Below are 18,058 nucleotides of genomic sequence, written 5' to 3' on the forward strand. Positions count from 1 at the left end.
CTGCGCCTTGCGGCTGCACGCGCCATGCCCCGCTCGGGCCGGCCGAGAGGAACCGATCCTCGCAGCCGGGCTGATCCGAACGACAGGGCCCGGCTAGGGCGCGGGGTAGGTGGTCACCAGCATGGTGACGCCGTCCCGGGAGGTCCAGGGGCCGTGCGGCATGCCGGGCGGGCGGCAGGCGTACATGCCCGCCGTGAAGGTCCGGTCGAGCGTCAGGTCGTGCAGCGCTCCCTCGACCAGGTAGACCTCCTCCCAGAAGTCGTGGCGGGTCACGCCGTCCGCCGAGGTGTCGGTGCCCGGCGCCCAGCGGACCAGCGCCGTACGGGATCCGCGCTCGGGGTCCTCGGCCAGAACACGCTCCTCGACGTCCGGGCCGGCGCCGGCCGGGGTCCGCCACGGTCCGTCGGGCAGGTGGAACTCCAGCTCGGGCTTGCTCATCGCCACACCTCCGGGCGCCTGTTGGCCAGCACGGAGATCCGCTGCCGGACCGCGGCGACCTCGTCGGTGTCCAGGTCGGCCACCAGCAGCTCGGGCCCGGCGCCCAGAGCGTGCCGTACGGTCCCGTCGGGTCCGGCGACGAGACTGTGCCCGATCCCCATCGGGGCGGAACCCGGGCCGGTGCCCCCGCCGGGGTCGGCCTGGTCGACGGCGGCGAGCCACACGGTTGCGTCCAGCGCACGGGCCCGCACCAGCAGCTCCCACTGCTCACGCTTGCCGGGCCCGGCGCCCCAGGAGGCAGCCAGCAGTGTGGCGACGGCTCCGGCGTCGGCGTGCGCCCGGAACAGCTCCGGAAAACGGATGTCATAGCAGGTGGCCAGGCCCAGCCGTACGCCGTCCACGTCGATGACCGTCGTGGCCGAACCCGCGGCGACCGTGTCGGACTCGCGGAAGCCGAAGGCGTCGTAGAGGTGGATCTTGTCGTACGAGGCCTCGACCCCGGGTCCGGTGGCGAGCAGGGTGTTGGCCACCCGGCCCCCGGTGGCCGGGGTGAACATGCCGGCCACGACGACCGTGCCGGTGGCGCGGGCGATCCGCCGCACGCCGTCGGCCCACGGTCCGTCCAGGGTCTCGGCGAGCGGTGCCAGTGGGGTGCCGAAGCAGGCCATCGACGCCTCTGGGAAGACGACGACGCGGGCTCCGGCGTCTGCCGCGCGCCGTGTCCATTCCTCGATGAGCAGGAGGTTCTTCCCGGGGTCGGGACCGGTGGTGAGCTGGCTCAGGGCGATCCGCACGGTGCGGCCTCCTCAGAAACGGGTGGGGGTGGCGTCCGCCGTGTGCGGCGCCTTCGGTGCGGCGAGGGCGGCGTCCTCGTCGACGGCGGCCTCCGGGTCGCGCCCCAGCCAGACGCCGACCAGGGACACGGCCGAGGCGAGGGCGATGTACACGGCCAGCGGCGTCCACGTGCCGTAGGCGCTCAGCAGGCTGGTGAACAGCAGCGGGGCGACGGCGCCGCCGATGATCCCGGCCAGGGTGTAGGCCAGCGATGAGCCGGTGGAGCGCAGCCGGGGCTCGAACTGTTCGGTGATGAAGGCGGCCTGCGGGCCGTACAGACAACAGTGGATCACCAGGCCCACGACGACCCCCGTGGCGAGCGGCAGCCAGGTGCCGCCGCCGATCATCGGGAAGAACACGAAGGGCCACACACCGGCGGCCACCGCCGCACCGCCGTACAGCAGCCGGCGGTTGACCCGGTCGGACAGGGCGCCGGCCAGCGGCATGAGGAAGACCTGGATCGAGGAGCCGATGAGCACGGCCGCGAGGGCGGAGCCGCGTGACATGCCGAGTTCGTTGGTGGCGTACGTGAGCACGAACACGGTGAACATGGCGTACAGCACGTCGGGGCCGACACGGCACAGGATCGCGGCCAGCAGGGCGCGGGGCTGGGTGGTGAACACCTCGCGGATCGGTGCCTCAGGCCGGGAGTGCTCGGCCTCCATCGCCTTGAACACCGGGGTCTCCTCGAGCTTCGCCCGGATCCACAGCCCGAACGCGACGAGAACGCCGGAGAACAGGAACGCCACGCGCCAGCCCCACGACTCGAACTGCGCCTCGGTCAGCAGCGCGCCGAGGGCAGCCAGGACGCCGTTGGCCAGCAGGTTTCCCGCGGGCGGGCCGACCTGGGCGGCGGAGGCGTAGAAACCGCGGCGGCGCGGGTCGCCGAACTCGCTGGACAGCAGTACGGCACCGCCCCACTCGCCACCGACGCCGACGCCCTGCGCGAAGCGCAGCACGACCAGGGCGATCGGGGCGGCCACACCGGCCGTCGAGTACGCGGGCAGGACGCCGATCAGGAACGTCGCCGCGCCGATGAGGACCAGCGTGGCGATCAGCACCTTCTTGCGGCCGATCACGTCACCGAGGCGGCCGAAGACGAACCCGCCCAGCGGGCGCGACACATAGCCGACCGCATAGGTGGAGAACGCCAGGAGCGTGCCGGTGAGCGGGTCCTCCGAAGGGAAGAACAGGTCACCGAAGACCAGGGCGGCCGCGGCGGAGTAGACGGCGAAGTCGTACCACTCCAGCGCCGTGCCGGTCAGGCTCGCGACAAAGGCCCGGCGGACGCCGGAGTGCCGATCGGACGCCTTTACGGCGCCCTTTATGTCGTCCTTCGTGTCGTCCTTCGGGGTGTCGGGCATGGTTCCCATCCTTGCTCGGGGACGTCGGGGGACATCGACCTTCCGGCATACTTCTTGTATACAGGTCGTATGCGCAAGCCCCTGCGCGAGAACTTCACCGCGGACCCGGTCTGCGGACCGATCTGCCGACCCGATCTCTGGGAGTGCCCTCATGGCCGTGCTGACCTTCGAACTGCCCGACGGATCGACGCGCGAGGTCGACGTCGTCCAGGTCCTCAACGCCGGGTACGCCGGACGCAGCCAGGAGGACGTCGCCGCACACGTCGCGGAGCTCGCCGAGCTGGGCGTGCCCGGCCCGTCCGTGACGCCCGCCCTCTACCCCGTCTCCCCCTACCTCGCCCAGCAGACCGACCGGGTCCACGCGCAGCACGCGCACACCTCCGGCGAGGCGGAGTGGGCGCTCGTCGTGGCGGACGGCGGGGAGCTGCTGCTGACCGCCGCCTGCGACCACACCGACCGCGACCTGGAGGTGCACGGCGTGGCCTGGAGCAAGAACGCCGGCCCCGACGTCCTCGCCCGCCGCGCCTGGCGCCTGGCCGACGTGGAGTCCCGCCTCGACGACCTCACCCTGCGCGCCTGGGTCACCCACGGCGGCACGTCGACGGAGATCCAGCACGGCACCCTCGCCGAACTCCTCGCCCCCGCCTACTGGATCGACGTGCTGCGCTCACGCGGCGCGCTCACACCCGGCACGGTCCTGATCTCCGGCACGATTCCGATGACGCCGGGTGTCGACCAGTTCGCCGACGGCTGGAGCGTGGAACTGTCCGACCCCGCCACCGGAGACACCATCCGCCTCCACTACGACGTCCGGCCCATGCCGGCACCCATCGGCTGACGCGAGCGGCAGTACTGGCCGACGGTGGTGGAAGGAGGCCGGTCAGCCGGTCAGCCGGTCAGCCGGGCCCGTCCGGGCTCCGGGAGAAGGCCGTGTCGCCGGCCGTCGCCACGATCGCGTCCTTGACGAGCAGCACCCGCGGCGGGGTGTCCTGTGCCTTGTCCCCGGGGTTCTCCAGTGCGGAGGTGCGCCATACCTCCGCTCCGGTGCGGCTGTCGAGTGCCAGCAGGCGGCCGAAGCGGTTGGAGAAGTAGACCCGCTTGTACGTCGCCGACACCACGGGCGCGGACAGACTCTCCATGTCCGTGGCCTTCTGCCAGAGTTGCTTGCCGCTGTCCGCCGACACCGCGGTGACGGACCCGTTGGCCCGGACGAAGTAGACGACGCCGTCCACCAGGGTGGCCGCACCGGTCAGCGGACGTGCCAGCGGTATCCGTCTGACCTGCCCGGTTTCCGGGTCCACACGCAGCAGCGCGTTGTACGGCCGTTCGTACCCGGATTCGTAGACGTCCTTCGCGGTCTGGGGGGCGAGGAACAAGGGCTGCCCGCGGACAGCGCCGAGCGCTTCCGCCTTCCGGGGCAGCGTGGCGGTTTCGGTCAGGCCGCCGGGTTCGAGTCTCATCAGGTCGACCGGGGTCTGGCCGGGCTCGGTGCCGGAGTCGCACAGGGCGTAAGGGACGCCTCCCAGCGCCGACGGAGTGCAGTACTCGTCCAGCGAGGGCGCCTGCCACAGTTCCTTGCCGGAAGGCCCGTATGCGACGAACGACGAGGAGTCGGGGGACAGGGTCAGCAGTCCGCCGTTGTACAGGACCGGGTCCGCGGCCTTGTCGATGTCCCGCTGCCAACGCCGCTGCCCGGTACCGGCGTCGAGGGCCACCACGCGCCTGATCGTGTCGTCCGGATCCTCGTACGCATAGACCAGCCCGCCGCGAACACCGATCGGCCGCACCCCCTGAGGGCGGGTGCCGAACCGCCACAGGGTGCGGCCGGAGGCCGGGTCGAGCCTGGCGACCGTGAAGCCCGTACCGCCGCAGAACAGGGCGCTCCCGTTCGCCACGCATCCGGGGGTCTGGTAGTCGAGGGGGACGCCCTTCACGTCGTCCCGCAGAGCCGTACGCCACGGCTTCCAGCCGTTGGGCAGGGCCGCGGTACGGGTGGTGGTCGTGGCGGTGGCGTCGGCGGCGGTGGTCGTGTCCTGGCCCGCCACGAAGACACCCGCCCCGATGCTCAGGCCCATGACGGCCAGCGCCGCGGCGAGGCCGGTGAGCAGCATCCGGGAACGGCGGCGCTTGCCGGTGCCGGTCCCCACGGAGGTGGTGGCCGCGTTCCGGGGAGTGGGGCGGGGCCGGGGTGTCGCGAACTCCCTGGCCTTCAGGGGCGCGGTGGCGTCGGATTCCGGCAGCGCCTGAAGCATGCGGTGCAGATCCGCCGGTTCCGGCCGTGCGGCCGGGTCCTTGTCGAGGCAGCGCTCGACGATGCGCAGGAGCGATTCGGGCACCCCTTCGAGGTCCGGCGCCTCGTGCATCACCTGATAGCCGGTCATGTAGGGGCTGTCGGCGTCGAACGGTCCTGTGCCGACGGCCGCGAACACCATCAGTGACCCCAGCGAAAACACGTCCGAGGCCGGGGTGACGTCTCGGGGAGAGGCGAGCTGTTCCGGGGACATGAAGGGCGGCGTGCCTATCACCCGCCCGGTCACGGTCAGGCTCTGGTTGTCGGCGGCGCGCGATATGCCGAAGTCGATGACACGCGGCCCGTCCTCGGTCATCAGGACGTTGGCCGGTTTGAGGTCCCGGTGCACCAAACCCGCCCGGTGGATGTCGCGCAACGCCTCGGTGAGCCCCAGTCCCAGTGCGCGCAACTCCCGTTGGCTCAGCGGGCCGTCCTTCTTCACGACTTCGGCGAGGTTGAGGCCGGGCACGTAGAGCGTCGCCATCCATGGCCGGTCGGCATCCGGGTCGGCGTCCACCACAGGCGCGGTGAAGGCGCCGCTCACTCTGCGCGCTGCCGCGATCTCCTGCCGGAAGCGCGTTCGGAACTCCTCCTCCTCGGCGTACGACCCGTGCACGAGCTTGACCGCGACCCGCCGTCCCGAGGCGGAGACTCCCAGATAGACGACGCCCATGCCGCCCGCCCCGAGCCGGCCGAGCAGGGTGTACCCGCCTATGGACTCCGGGTCCCCGGTGCTCAGGGGCGTCATCGCCGATCATCCTCCCCGCGCCTGCCTACCTCACGGGGATCAGCGTAGGGCCTGCCGCCGCGAAGGCGGAGTCGCGCCCTACCACGGCGCGGTGTCCCTGTGTCACTTCACCACGCGGTACTTCAGGTGGGTGGCGAGCAGCGTGGCGACCACCCTCACCGGCTCGATGGTCCGCCGCCCGGCGCCCTGGCCGCACATCATCCGGCCCATGACCACCGAAGAGCGGCTCGGCGCCGTCACCTCCACTGCCGGCAGGAACCTGCTGTTACTCACTTTCGGGTGATGACCCGATCCTTTGCGGGGCGGCGCACCGTGGCGGGGCGACGTCACAACCCAACGCCCGCAAGGCCTCCCGGCCTGTCAACACGTCAATAACCAGCCATAGACGGCATACATGGATGTTGCATCCGAGAGTCATAGAAATATGGGCAACAGGTAACAGAGGTGACGCCTTCTCCTGAAGTTCTCCACGACGTGGACAAAGTGTGCGTGCGGCCGGCCGGCCGCCAACACACCGCACCGACTCCCGGCAGCCCGTAACGGCCTCTCGGGGAAGGTGTCCGCACCCTGGGAGACCCCTTGTCCGCATCCGCTTCTGTCAGCGCCCGCCGTCTCGCCGCCGCCGCGCTCGCCGCCGGCGCTCTGGTCTCGGTCGTCACACTGCCGGCGTCCGCCGCCGACCACTCCCGTCACGAGCGGCCGAAGGTGAAGATCTCGGACGTCCAGTACGACTCACCGGGCCGTGACGACCGCTCCAACCGCTCCCTGAACCGGGAGTGGGTGGAGATCACCAACACCACCCGCCGCACCGTCAACCTCGAAGGCTGGACCCTCGAGGACGAGGACGGTCGCACCTACACCTTCGACCACTACCGCCTGGAAGGCCGCGCCACGGTCCGCATCCACACCGGAATCGGCCGCGACACCGACAGCGACCTGTACCAGGACCGCCGCCACTACGTCTGGGACAACCGCTCCGACACCGCCACCCTCCGCAACGACCGCGGACGCTTCATCGACAGCGCGTCCTGGGGCCACGACCGCCACCACGGCGGCCACGGCGGCTACCACCACTGACCCCCACACCACGTGCGTGAACTGAACAAGTTCCCCACGCAGCGGTAACCCACGGGTGCGCCCGGCCTTCCCACGGCCGGGCGCGCCTCGCGTACGGGACGGCGTTCAGGCATGTGCCGAGCCCGGCGGCGCCGGCACTCCTGCCCTCCTGGTGTCGCCGTCGGCCGGCCTCGGGCGCTGAGTGATGGATCACAGAAAAAGTGCGGCCTACGCAGGCAACTGTGCCCGTAAGCGCCATTTGTGCGTGCGCTGTGAAGGCTTTTCCGGCGGAGGCGTGAGAAACCGCCTGCGGCCTTGTTCAGGCAGGTCATACGATCGCGGCGACGTCGCCCCGCGTGAGCTGTCCGCAAGCGCGACGCCCACGCACCTTTTCGCCACCCGACCAGGGGTCCCTTGTGAAGATTCGCCGTGTTCTCGCGACCGCCGTCGCCGCCGCCGTGACCGCCCCGGTCGTCCTCCTCTCGACCGCACCCGCCTTCGCCGACGAGAAGCCTGCCGCGCAGACGCAGAAGGCGAAGCCGACGATCGAAGAGCTCGAGCAGGCCGTCGACCTCGCGCAGAAGGAGTACGACGCCGCCGTCATCGCGGTGAACGACGCCATCAAGTTCCTCGAGGAGGGTCTGGAGGCGGAGACCTACCCGACCAAGGCCGCGGTCATCGAGACCAAGAAGGCCGCTGAGGCCGCCGCCAAGGCCAAGACCGAGGCCGATCAGGCCGTCGTGGACGCCCAGGCCAAGCTGGACGCCGCCACCACCGACGAGGAGAAGGCCGCGGCGCAGACGGTGCTGGACGAGGCCGAGAAGGCCGCCCAGGACGCCGCGGCGGCCAAGACGGCCGCTGACACCAAAGCCACCGAGGCGAGGACCGCCCACGACGACGCCCGCGTCGCCCAGGCCCGGAAGATCAACCTCCTTCAGAAGACGAGGGACGAGGCCAAGAAGAAGCTGGACGACGCGAAGAAGGCGCTCGCGGACGCCGAGGCCGAGGAGGGTGAGGAGCCGGGCGGCGAGTGCGTCCCCGAGCCCAAGCTCACCGCTGTCGTCAGCGGGCTGCCGGACAAGGTCGTCGGCGGAACCACCAAGACGTTCACGCTGCGCGTCACCAACGGCACCGGCAGGACGATGGACGCGCTGTACCCGTACGCAGCCGTCCACGCCTTCGACGACAAGGGCCTCGAGGAACTCGACTCCTACCTCGACCTGGAGTGGTCCATCGCCGGGAACCCGAACTGGCGCGACGTCGACCTGCTGAACGGATCGTCCGTCGGCCCCCTCAAGGCGAAGGCCTCGGTCGACGTCAAGCTGCGCCTGAAGGCCGACGCGGACATCCCGGCCGGGCAGGGCGCCCTCTTCGTGTCGGCCGACTACGTCAACGCCGACGGTTCCTGCGGCGGTTACCCGGACCTCGACCACCACGAGTTCCAGATCCTGGCCAAGGCCGCCGACCCGGGCAAGGGTGAGGACACCGAGGGCAAGCCCGGCGGGAGCAGCAACACCACCGAGCAGGGCGGCTCCTCCACCACTCCGGTGAACGGAACCGGCGGCAGCGGCAGCGGCTCGCTCGCCGAGACCGGCTCGAGCGACGTTCTGCCGAAGGTCGCCCTGTCGGGCGGCGCGGCGCTGATGCTCGGCGCCGGCGCGGTGGTCGTCGCCCGTCGCCGCAAGGCGGGCGTCAACGCCTGACCGGCAGAGTGAGACGCGACCGGGCCCGCTCCCCGAGGGGAGACGGGCCCGGCCTGCACCTCGAGCGACTTGGTCTCACGCGAAGTGCGTGGCGCCGTCATCCCGGCGCATCACGGCGAGCCGTCCGTACCGGAAGCCCTCCGCAGCAGTCCTCTTTCCATCGCCACCACCACTGCTCGCGTCCCGTCGTTCACGTCGAACTTGGCGAACAGGCGCAGCAGGTGGGTCTTCACCGTCGCTTCGGCGATGACGAGTCGCCGCCCGATCCGATGTCCGCGTCGGTGTCGTACGTCGTCAGGATCAGCACGCGGGTACGGGGGAAACGCGCCACGAGGGGGGAGCAGATAGTCGGTGCGCGTCACGAAGATCTGCAACCACATGAGCCCGAAGACCGATGCCCGTCGGCGATCCTTTCCTGCCTTTTCCGTGATCACCCGAAGTCGGACTGCATGGCTTGCGCCGCGGAACCGGGAATCCCCTGCCGGGGCCCTTGGTCCGCTTCGGCCGTCGGATCCTTGAAGGTCAGCGTTCGGGCGGTGCCGAGCAGCACCGAGCGGTAGTCGTCGGCGAGTTCGACGGCCGAGGTCACCAGTTGCACGGTGATGATCGACGACGTGCGGGGCTCCGGTACCGCCACTGTTCCCTGCCAGACCGAACCCTCCAAGGGCCCCTCCTGCCCTTCGGGCGGGGCGCCCGGAGCCACCGTCCTACGCACCTGCTCCATCAGGAACCCGACGCCCACCGGCAGTTCGATGGGCTGCATGCCGTTGTTCGCGTTCCCTCCCGAATTGCCGCCCACCATGCCTGCGAGGACGCGCATGGGGTTCACCCCTCCGGAGGGAAAGGCCGAGATCGTGAGGACCGACAGCGAGGCCTGTCCGTTCCCGTCTGGGTGCATGCCGAGTGCGTAGACAGCCACCGGCTGTTTCTGCAGGAGCATCGCGGTCATGGCGTACAGACGGAATGCCTGATCGGCCCGGTCGCGGGCTTCCTCGGGAAGTCCGCTGATCTGTCGGGCCAGTTCCGCGACTCCCTCCTCCGTCGGGTTGAAGTCCAATTCGAGATACCCGTGGGGGAGCCCGTACCAGAAATTCGGCTTCGGCGTGGTGGCCGTTGCCGCCGTACTGCCGCGTTGGTCGTTCACAGCCGGATACTCCCCGCGAGTTCAACGATGTCCGTGCCGAAGGTCCCGAGCGTGCCCGCCGCGCCGGACAGAGCCACGCTCGCCTTGGTGGCCTCAGTGGAGTCATGGCCGATGCCGTCTTCCGGCAGCAGTCCGGCAGTCTCCGCCGAGGAGACCACGTTCGCGGTCGCGTTGACACCGTTGAGGGCCCAGTCGCGCAGCTTGCTGGGGGCGGTGGCGACATCAACGGCCCTGTCCCAGTTGACGGCCTTCACCTCGCTGGCGAAGGCAGTGGCCTTCGAACCCAGCGACATGGCCTCGCCGCCCTCCCTGGCGACCGCCGCCGCCAGCCCCACCTCGCTTCCCGCCCGCGCGAGGATACCGACCCCGGGTACGACGCCCAGGGTGTCGCCGACGACGGAACCCCATGCGGTCAGACCCGCTTTCCACCCGTGCTCACCCATAAGCGAGTCCCTGAAGTCCTCGCTCGCGAGATTCTTGCTCAGCGCGGCGGCGCTGGCCACGATGGCGATGGCGGCGAACGCGGGGGCGAGGGGGGTCGGGAAGAGCGCGAGGAGGCCGGCGATGGCGCCGATGGTTCCGGCGTGGTCCAGTAGGAACTGTCCCACCGCCTTGAGGGCCTCCCCGATGGCCTCAAGGGTCTTGCCGAACCACCCCGGTTCCTTGGGCGCCAGCTTGTCGTCCGCCTCGTCGAGTTTCTTGGCGACGGCTTCGGCCTTCTCCTTGTTATCGCTCTCGAGGGTGCGGGCCTTGGTGAGGACATCCTCGTACGCCTGGTTGGCGTTGTTGAGCTGGGTGGTCGCCTCGTTCAGCGAGCGCTCGGCCGCACGCAGGCGCGCTGTCGCGGCGTCGGCCTCCTGCTGACTGGGAAACTCCTTGCCGACCAGTTGGAGGTCGGGGTTCTTGGCGGCCTCGTCATGGTGCTGCTTCGCCTTCTCGGCGGCGGACTTTTTATCGCCGGCTTCCTCGTCGTACTTCTTCGCGAGGTCGCGGTGGGAAGAGAGGTCGCCGTTCCAGCCGTCCAGCGACGCCGCGGCCTTGTCGAGCGAACGCGCCGCGTCCTTCATGTACTTCGGCAGTTCGCCGTCGAGTGCATCCCGGAAGGCGTCCGCCGCGTCACCCTCCCAGTGCGCGCTCTCCCCCAGGAGTCTTTCGATCTGGCGGTGGGAACTGTCCAGCGCGTTCGCCGCGGCCTTCACCTTCTGCTGCAGCGCGGCGACCTCAGAAGGGATGCCGGGGACCGGATTCCAGCCGAGATTCGGATAGGGGTTCGTAGCCATCAGTTCTTTCCCCCGCCACCCGAAGTAGCCGAATCTGCCATCTGCTTCAGGGTTTTCTCGAGGTTTTCCTCGAATTCCTGATAGCTCAGCTTGTTGGATTTCACGCCCTCGCTGATGCTGCCGATGAGCTCGCTCAACTGCTCGGACCCGTACTTCCATCTCTCCTGGAACGTGTCGCAGGCCTCGTCCAGTCGGGCAGTGCCGATCTCGGCGCTGCGGACGTGCGAAAGCGCCTTACGAGCCTCGTCAAGCTCCTTCGTCGCCTGCTGAAGCGACTTGACGAATCGGTCCAACTGATCGATGTCGACCTTGAAGTGGTCCCCCACCTGACACCCCCATAGCGGCGGAAGAAGGGAATTGCGGGCAATATGGACAGACGGGCTTCCTTTGCGCCGCCCGCCCGGGCGGCAGCTTATATACCAGTAGAGTGGTGTGTCGATCGCGGTCTCCTGGGCTTTCGAATCCACATACGAGGAGAAATTGTGAAAGACAGCGGTGCGGGCCTTCCCTTCGACAAGCTCGGCACGCAGGCCGATGGAGGCCCTGCCGATGCGCACGCCTCTCTGCATAAATGTGCTTTCGACCACCCTGAGACCCGGGCGGCGTGGGAGCGAGCCCGGAAGAAAGCGAAGAGAGGGCGCTGGATTTGGCACTTCTTGTATGCCCTCTCCTGGGTCGCGTACTTCGTGCTCTTTGGGAATCTCTCAAGCGAAAATGGCAGGGAGCGGGCTGCGGGCGGCATCGTTCTGGTGTCATTCGTCTATCTGACTCTTCTCTACCTGCGCCGCGACGTAATGGGGTCCTTGAAGCGCATCCGGCGTGTGCTCGAGCAGCATCCGTGGCAGCCGATCTCCGCGGCGCACAGGCCTGACGGAGTCAAGGACGTCATGGGCGTGCCCGTCCAACTGCGATACCGCGAAGGCGAGGAGTTGACCGGTCTCATGTCCGCGCGGAATCCGCTTCGCCGACGTCACTGGCCCGAGGGACTTGAGCACGGTGCTTGGTACGCCGGTCAGGTCTGGCAGGCAGGAGGCGCCAGGACGCGTGGATTCGGTGTCCTCGCCGCCCCGGGTGGCGGGGAGCTCATGGAGGTGTCGCGAGAGACGGCGGTGCGCCGGTAAGCGTTCGCCGGTTTGGTCGCCCGTCCCGCCGACTGCCGCGCCGAGGGCGACAACAATCACGGTCGGTACAGCGCAGAAACGAGTACCTGACCAGTCAGTCTGTCGGCTCCGACCCACGCAGCCCGTTCTTTGATCCGGAATCGGACATTCCAGGATCCGGAATCCGCCACCAGGAACGCGACGTTCGAATGGACTCTCTTGATCTGCGGGCTGGCCCGCCCAGTCAGCCGTGATCAAGGGGGTTTCATGCGCATTGCGCATCACAGACGTGTCCTCGCCGGAGCCGCGCTCTCAGCCACAGCTGCGATGTTTGTGCTCACCAGCACTCCGGCAGGCGACCAAGCTGCCTCTCCGGCGGCGGTTTCGTCGGCGAACGTCGACACCGCCCGTCTTACTCAGCTGGCTGAGAGCTACCTGCAGCAGCGGGCCGAGATGCTGACGACGAGTCGACCGACCGCCAGAGCCGCGATCGCCCGCGTCCAAGCCACGCGTTCCATGACTGCGGAGGTGCAGGACGATCTCGCCGCCCTGGCGGAAAAGGGCAAGCGCTACAAGGAAGTCGACGGCGGCTACACCAAGGCGCAGGTCGACGTGGAGGTGACCGACACCTCCATCGCCGGCCAGTCGGCAAAGCTCCAGCTCACGGAGCGCACGCGCCTCTATCTGCCGTTCACCCCGCAGGAGGTAGCGGAGGGTGCCCCGGAGTACGAGGAACTGTCCGTCCCGCACACCGTGAAGTTCACCCAAGGCTCCGATGGCGCCTGGCTCCTGTCGTCCGACAAGGCCGACACGGAGGGTGGTCCCACGCCGACCACGCAGGTGGGTGGCCGCCGCTGACGGCCCGGCTGACGGGGGTGGCGCGCAGCACGGGCGCCGGGCAGGCTGGAGCGGGTCGCGCTCTCACCTGTCACGGGCGGTCAGTACAGGGCCTTGTAGCCCTGCCACCCAGTGGCGATCCCGGTGCGAGGACCGAAGGTGCCGTTGCCGTCGCCGTTGTTGCGCCACAGCTTGCCGGAGGTGTCGCGGGAGACGATGTCCGCCCGCCCGTCCCCCGTGATGTCGCCGGCGCCCACCACGACGTTGTAGGAGGCACCCCAGTTGTCGGCCACCTTGACCCGCGCCCTGAAGCCGCCGGTCGCCGTGCCCGCGTACCGCCACAACTCGTTCGACGTGTCCTGCGCCAACAGGTCTCCGTACCCGTCACCGTTGAGGTCGCCGACGCCGATGATCTTCTTGTAACCGGACCACTTGGAGAAGATCTTCACCCGTGCCGAGAGCGTTCCGCTGCTCGTGGCCTTGTACAGGTAGATGTCACCGGTGGACGCCTGGCGGGCGATCAGGTCCGCCCGGCCGTCACCGGTGATGTCGCCCGGTGAGGTCAGCACGTTGTACTGGGACCAGCCCGACGTGCCCAGTGTGGTGTACGACGTGGAGGTCGTCAGGGCCTTGCCGCACCCCGGGCGGTACGCCCGCAGCGCACCGCTGCCGAACCGCACGAGCACGTCATTGCAGCGGTCACCGTTCAGGTCGCCGAACGGCACCACCGTGATCGAGGCCGGCCATCCCGAAGCCGAGGTCCTCGTCGTGAACTTCCCGGCGCCGTCGCCCCGATGGAAGGAGAGCGTGCCTTGGGAGGTGAGCGTGAGCAGGTCACTGATGCCGTCGGATCCGACATAGTCGCGTCTCACCGCGGCACCGCCGGTCAGCTTCAGTGTGCCGGACGCCGTCGCCGACGCACCGTGCTTGTCGGCCGGGGCCACCGTCAGAGTCCAGCCGTACGTGCCGTTCGGCACATACGCGCCCGTCGACGTCCTGCCGTTCCAGGACGTACGGACCGCGTCGTGCGCGGCGCCACCGGACAGTGTGCGCACGGTGGCCCCGGTCGCCTTGTTCCTGAGCACCAGCGTCCACGACGCGGCCGGCTTCGACAGCCACCACGTGCCGTCCCACGAGGACGACGAGTCCACCAGACTGACCGACGGTTCCGTCCTCGCTCCCAGGACCGCGATGTCCGTGGTGGGGACGCCACTCCGGAGGACGTGGATGTCCTGGGAGGCCGGGTCCACGTAGCCGACCAGGCCGGTGTACGGATCGACGTCCCACTTTCCGGACTTGGCGGCCAGGGTCCGGTTCCTCGCGGAGCCGCTCGTGACGTCCGTGAGGGTCAGTGCTCCGGACGTGGGGTCACGCGTGATCAGGAAGCCGTCGCCCAGGTGCGTCTCTCCGTCGGTGGGCACCGCGATGAGCGTCTTCCTACGGGTGTCGTACACGAAGGCCTTCCACACGCTGCCCTGGGCAGACTCGCACGAGCCGGACCAGTACACCCAGCGTCCCACCGCCTGGAAGCCGCCCACCGTGCAGCCGCTGCCGACCACCCGGAACGACGTGATCGTGTTGCCCGAACGCACCTCCGTGGCCGTGACGGTGCCGTCCCCGGCCGCCGTCCACAGTGCCTCCCCCCACAGCGCGGAGGAGACCGCACCGGCCGCGCCCGTACGGGTGAGCACGACCTTCCGGGTGTCCAGATCCGCCACCGCCAGGCCCTCTCCCGCGGGCGTGGGCCCATACCAGGCCGCATACCGGTCCGCGACGTCCACGAGGCCATGGTGGTCCTGGAGGCCGGAGGTCACCACGGTGCCGGGAAGAGGCTGACCCCGGTCCAGGACGGACACGTCCCCGGCCGTGTTCCTCATGACCGCCCGGCCGTCGCCCGTTCCCATCAGGTCGGGACAGCTCCCGTAGTCCCCGGCCATGACCCCGCACCTCGGGGTGGCCCCCCGGTCCGTGCGCGTGCCCACCGTCAGAGCGTCCGCCGTGGTCAGCGAGCGGCTGTACAGGTGCGTCGCCCCGTCGCCGGACTCGTAGGTCATCAGCTCACCGCCGCTCAGATCGAGCGACTCGATCCCGCTGGGCACGGGCGGAAGGTCCACGATCCGCCGAACCAGGGGCAGACCTTCGGCCCCCGCCTGGACCTTGGCGATGCCGTAGTCCAGCGAGGACTCTCCGCCGGCGAGGACCAGGCCACCGTCGGGGGTCGTGACGGCAGCGGGATCGGCCCTCTTGAACAGGGGCAGCTCCGCGGAGCCGTCGAAGGGCAGCGCTGACACACTCCAGACGGAGGAGTCGCTGCGCCGCGCGACCACGAGTGCGTCACCGACGACGCCGAGGATCTTGTTGTCAGAGGTGCGGGGGAACGCAACCTCGTGAGTGGGCGCGTCGTAGGCACCCTGGGCGTACACCCGCACCCGGGACGTGCCGTACCAGCTGACCAGGTAGTCGGATCCCACCACGGTGTCCGTGCCCGCCACCAGCGGTGGCAGCATCGTGGCGGCACCGGTCTCCGCGTCCACCCAGGCGTACTGGAGAACCCGGTCCGGGCCGTAGTAGTTGACGAGGATGCCGGAGGCCGAACCCCTGGGAAAGAAGGGGAAGACCACCCCGTCCGGGAGTCCGGTGACAGGCTTCTGCACCGTGCTGCCGTTCTCGTCGCGCAGCAGGAACAGCCCAGTTCGTTCCCCACCTGTCGACATGCCGGTCAGGACAGTACGTCCGTACGTCTGCAGATAGCTCTGGCCCGCCGGGATGGCCACGGTCTCCGTCGTACCGGTTCCCATGTCCCGGAGCAGGACTTGCCCACCACTGCTCTGGGACGGGCGAAGGGCGACGACATCCGAACCGGTGCCGTACGCACCCGCGGTGCGCGGCCCGAGTCGCTCGCCACCTTCCACCGGCTTCCGACTGCCGTCGTAGCTGGTCCACCAGAGGCCGGACCCCTCGGCGGTGGAGCGGTACTCAAGGAAGCCGGAAGCCCCCGCGCTCTGCAGATACGCCGTACGCGGAGTCGTGCGCATGGTGGCCGGAACGATGATCTCCGGTGCGGTCTCCGCGTGCGCGGGCACCACCAGCGGGACGGCGGACACAGAGAGCGCCAACCCGATGAGCGTGACAAGGGAGCCACGCATGAAGGTACGACGAGCCACTTGCTTCCCCTCCCCGACGGAGGGCCCCATCCCCCCGAACAAGCGGGCGGATCTTAACATCGGTTCAAGACGAATGACCTTGCCGAGCCGGTTGGCCGGCCCGTGTACGGACGGCGCAGCGCCCACGCGTACCAGCCGCGGAAGATCCCCGCACGCAGACTCGGCGATCGCGGCGTGTCCGCACGTCGCACTCGCTGGGGACCTGACCGCTACGGGTCCGTGAGCGGTAGGTGGGCCGAGGCTGCGACAGAGAACCCGAGTTGCACGCTGGGGCGTTGCATGTACGGCTGCCGTCCGGAACCGGCGCCCTCCACGTGCCCGATCTTCGTGCGCCTGACGGGCCGGAACTTGCTGGACAACCTTCGGGAAAACACAAACCCCAGGCCATGGACCTGGGGTTTCACTCTGGAGCGGGTGACGAGAATCGAACTCGCGCTCTCAGCTTGGGAAGCTGCGGGCATTTGCGGCGGGTAGGGCTGCTGAACTGGGCGTTCACCTGGCACCGGGTCTCATCGCCCTCGGTCGCTTTCACCGTGGTTCCCCGCTGTTCCCCGCTCGATCTGGTGCGCTTGTGGTGCGTCGGTCATGTCCTGGCCCGGCGCCGTCGACTCGTCGGCTCCGCCGTACAGATCGGCGCGGAGACGCTCCTTGGCTGCTTCAAGGCGCGGGCCGTAGTCGGGCATGAAGATCTCGCTCAGCGTCTTGTCCAGCGTTCCGGAGATCGCGTAGATCGGCGACCAGACGGCTCGGTCGTGCACGATCCCCTCCAGGTCGTCGGACTGGAACATGACTTGGTAGAGCCAGTCCGACAGCACGAACGCTTGATCGCGCGTGAGCCTGATGGTGATCGCTTCCTCGTCCACGCCCTCAACCTAGCTGCCGCCACTGGCAGTGTCGTGGGCTGGCGCTGCCGTGAAGACCAACACGCTTTCCAACAGTGGTGGTGGGGTGGTGGGCGTCGTTCCCGGGCGTTCACCTGCGTTCATGGGCGGTCAGCCATCGGGGCGGGGACGGTTCTGGGTCTCGTCTGAACGACCGTGAACGGCGCTGAATGAGACGGGAACTGAGACGGAGCGGTCGCCGGGCCCTCATGCCCTGGTGGTGTCGGTCCCTCGTGCCATCATCCTCGCGTGTTGAAGATCCCCGGATATGAAGGTGGCCCTCTGGTCGAGGGTGGCGCCTACCTTGACGATCCGTTGTTCTGGCCTGTGCACCTCGGCACCTGTTTGCGCGGCGAGGACGCGCAGCGAGCCGCGTTCGGAGCTGACTGGGACGCGGCCATGGAGCTTTACCGCGTGCTCTCCGCCGAGCAGGAGTGGCCGATGTTCAGTGTGCCCCTCCGCTCCGGCCACATCATCTACGTCGTCTATCGCAACTTCGACGGAGAGCGAGGGGTGGACTATCTGATCCATCACCCGACTTGGCCGGCAGCGGAAACCCTCGCTGTGGATGACGGTCACTTCATGGGCCCCGGCATGGCCTGGCCGGAGTTGCTGTCCGCTGCCCGACAGTCGTCAACAAAGGGCGTTGACGACGCCGACGCCCGTCTCTTGCTGCTCTTCCCCACACTCGGCGACGCGCGACTTCCCGACGACGCAACCGTTGCCCTCACTACCGCGCTCAGCGCTCTCACCTTGATCGAGCAGCCCGCCGACGTGGCGAGCATGCTCCTTGAGAACCAGGGCCAATGGGCTCCCGTTTGCTGGGCGCTGGCAGACGGTGTCTGGATCAACGATGGTGGACACTCCTACCGAAACCCCAGCAACGCTTTCGCTCTGCCTGAGGGACGCCTTCTGGAGATCAGTAGCGCGCTGCACGACGGGAGCTGAGCACCGCTTTAGGAGTTCGATCCCGGCCAACTCCGGCTGCTGTTGTCGACTGATGCGACGGCCGGACAGAGACGCGGGGGTCTGTCCCCGTCCGGCGTCGTTGATGTCAGCCGTCGATGTCAGAAGCCTTCTGATCCGTAGCTCTAGAGAGATCGGTCAGCAGCGGCCATCCCGGCTGATACGAGACGCCGAAGGAGCGCTACCGGACAGGGACGGTCACCGTGGTTGCGGTACCGCGCTGCTGCCCGCCCGCCTCTGGGCGCTCCAGGGC

General features: G+C 69.0%; 15 protein-coding genes and 1 pseudogene. 5 read left to right on the forward strand and 11 right to left on the reverse strand.

Going from position 1 to position 18,058, the window contains the following annotated elements; genetic code table 11:
• Positions 1-93: 93 nt before the first annotated feature.
• From ACFY5C_RS07450 to ACFY5C_RS07460, 3 genes are read right to left on the reverse strand one after another with little or no spacing between them, the layout of a single operon-like run.
• On the reverse strand, positions 94-438 hold the full coding sequence (locus ACFY5C_RS07450) for a cupin domain-containing protein (RefSeq protein WP_389441574.1): 345 nt from the start codon (positions 436-438) through the stop codon (positions 94-96).
• Positions 435-1,232 carry a carbon-nitrogen hydrolase family protein gene (locus tag ACFY5C_RS07455; RefSeq protein ID WP_389441577.1) on the reverse strand — a complete coding sequence of 266 codons (798 nt, stop codon included), beginning with the start codon at positions 1,230-1,232 and terminating at the stop codon, positions 435-437. The genes ACFY5C_RS07450 and ACFY5C_RS07455 overlap by 4 nt, the downstream gene beginning before the upstream one ends.
• Positions 1,233-1,244: 12 nt before the next feature.
• A complete protein-coding gene (locus tag ACFY5C_RS07460; protein WP_389441580.1) occupies positions 1,245-2,636 on the reverse strand; it encodes an MFS transporter in 1,392 nt (463 codons plus the stop codon).
• Positions 2,637-2,787: 151 nt separating this feature from the next.
• Between ACFY5C_RS07460 and ACFY5C_RS07465 the strand changes: the two genes are divergently transcribed.
• Positions 2,788-3,474, forward strand: a complete 687-nt coding sequence (locus ACFY5C_RS07465) for a DUF2848 domain-containing protein (protein ID WP_389441583.1) — start codon at positions 2,788-2,790, stop codon at positions 3,472-3,474.
• 58 nt (positions 3,475-3,532) lie between these two features.
• On the opposite strand, the gene ACFY5C_RS07470 is transcribed toward ACFY5C_RS07465, so the two are convergent.
• A complete protein-coding gene (locus ACFY5C_RS07470; RefSeq protein ID WP_389441585.1) occupies positions 3,533-5,674 on the reverse strand; it encodes a PQQ-binding-like beta-propeller repeat protein in 2,142 nt (713 codons plus the stop codon).
• A 102-nt stretch (positions 5,675-5,776) separates the two neighbouring features.
• Complete coding sequence (locus ACFY5C_RS07475) at positions 5,777-5,947, reverse strand: hypothetical protein (RefSeq protein WP_389441587.1); 171 nt, start codon at positions 5,945-5,947, stop codon at positions 5,777-5,779.
• A gap of 306 nt (positions 5,948-6,253) precedes the next feature.
• On the opposite strand from ACFY5C_RS07475, the gene ACFY5C_RS07480 reads away from it, so the two are divergent.
• On the forward strand, positions 6,254-6,751 hold the full coding sequence (locus ACFY5C_RS07480) for a lamin tail domain-containing protein (protein WP_389441590.1): 498 nt from the start codon (positions 6,254-6,256) through the stop codon (positions 6,749-6,751).
• A gap of 395 nt (positions 6,752-7,146) precedes the next feature.
• Entirely contained in the window at positions 7,147-8,433 is a 1,287-nt protein-coding gene (locus tag ACFY5C_RS07485) for a peptidase (protein WP_389441592.1), read from the forward strand.
• Between the two features lie 110 nt (positions 8,434-8,543).
• Here the strand turns inward: ACFY5C_RS07485 and ACFY5C_RS07490 are convergent.
• The 4 genes and pseudogenes from ACFY5C_RS07490 to ACFY5C_RS07505 all read right to left on the reverse strand — a co-directional run.
• A pseudogene (locus tag ACFY5C_RS07490) lies at positions 8,544-8,699 on the reverse strand (LuxR C-terminal-related transcriptional regulator); the annotation flags it as partial.
• A gap of 164 nt (positions 8,700-8,863) precedes the next feature.
• Complete coding sequence (locus ACFY5C_RS07495) at positions 8,864-9,577, reverse strand: hypothetical protein (RefSeq protein WP_389441595.1); 714 nt, start codon at positions 9,575-9,577, stop codon at positions 8,864-8,866.
• Positions 9,574-10,857 carry a putative T7SS-secreted protein gene (locus tag ACFY5C_RS07500; RefSeq protein ID WP_389441597.1) on the reverse strand — a complete coding sequence of 428 codons (1,284 nt, stop codon included), beginning with the start codon at positions 10,855-10,857 and terminating at the stop codon, positions 9,574-9,576. The genes ACFY5C_RS07495 and ACFY5C_RS07500 overlap by 4 nt, the downstream gene beginning before the upstream one ends.
• A complete protein-coding gene (locus ACFY5C_RS07505; RefSeq protein ID WP_389441600.1) occupies positions 10,857-11,414 on the reverse strand; it encodes a WXG100 family type VII secretion target in 558 nt (185 codons plus the stop codon). The genes ACFY5C_RS07500 and ACFY5C_RS07505 overlap by 1 nt, the downstream gene beginning before the upstream one ends.
• A gap of 1,059 nt (positions 11,415-12,473) precedes the next feature.
• On the opposite strand from ACFY5C_RS07505, the gene ACFY5C_RS07510 reads away from it, so the two are divergent.
• A complete protein-coding gene (locus ACFY5C_RS07510) occupies positions 12,474-12,815 on the forward strand; it encodes a hypothetical protein (protein WP_389441602.1) in 342 nt (113 codons plus the stop codon).
• Between the two features lie 80 nt (positions 12,816-12,895).
• On the opposite strand, the gene ACFY5C_RS07515 is transcribed toward ACFY5C_RS07510, so the two are convergent.
• Positions 12,896-15,958 (reverse strand): FG-GAP repeat domain-containing protein, encoded by a 3,063-nt coding sequence (locus ACFY5C_RS07515; protein WP_389441604.1) that lies wholly within the window; start codon positions 15,956-15,958, stop codon positions 12,896-12,898.
• A 509-nt stretch (positions 15,959-16,467) separates the two neighbouring features.
• Positions 16,468-16,821 (reverse strand): hypothetical protein, encoded by a 354-nt coding sequence (locus ACFY5C_RS07520; RefSeq protein ID WP_389441607.1) that lies wholly within the window; start codon positions 16,819-16,821, stop codon positions 16,468-16,470.
• A 267-nt stretch (positions 16,822-17,088) separates the two neighbouring features.
• Between ACFY5C_RS07520 and ACFY5C_RS07525 the strand changes: the two genes are divergently transcribed.
• Positions 17,089-17,787, forward strand: coding sequence for a hypothetical protein (locus ACFY5C_RS07525; protein WP_389441609.1), 699 nt, complete (start codon positions 17,089-17,091; stop codon positions 17,785-17,787).
• The last annotated feature ends 271 nt before the right edge of the window (positions 17,788-18,058 follow it).

Source organism: Streptomyces sp. NPDC012935 (genome assembly GCF_042900345.1).
Taxonomy (GTDB): Bacteria; Actinomycetota; Actinomycetes; order Streptomycetales; family Streptomycetaceae; genus Streptomyces.

Bases quoted from the DNA above. Each gene is read 5' to 3' on its own strand.
- ACFY5C_RS07450 (WP_389441574.1), bottom strand. From the start codon at position 438: ATGAGCAAGCCCGAGCTGGAGTTCCACCTGCCCGACGGACCGTGGCGG.
- ACFY5C_RS07460 (WP_389441580.1), bottom strand. From the start codon at position 2,636: ATGCCCGACACCCCGAAGGACGACACGAAGGACGACATAAAGGGCGCC.
- ACFY5C_RS07465 (WP_389441583.1), top strand. From the start codon at position 2,788: ATGGCCGTGCTGACCTTCGAACTGCCCGACGGATCGACGCGCGAGGTC.
- ACFY5C_RS07470 (WP_389441585.1), bottom strand. From the start codon at position 5,674: ATGACGCCCCTGAGCACCGGGGACCCGGAGTCCATAGGCGGGTACACC.
- ACFY5C_RS07500 (WP_389441597.1), bottom strand. From the start codon at position 10,857: ATGGCTACGAACCCCTATCCGAATCTCGGCTGGAATCCGGTCCCCGGC.
- ACFY5C_RS07510 (WP_389441602.1), top strand. From the start codon at position 12,474: ATGACTGCGGAGGTGCAGGACGATCTCGCCGCCCTGGCGGAAAAGGGC.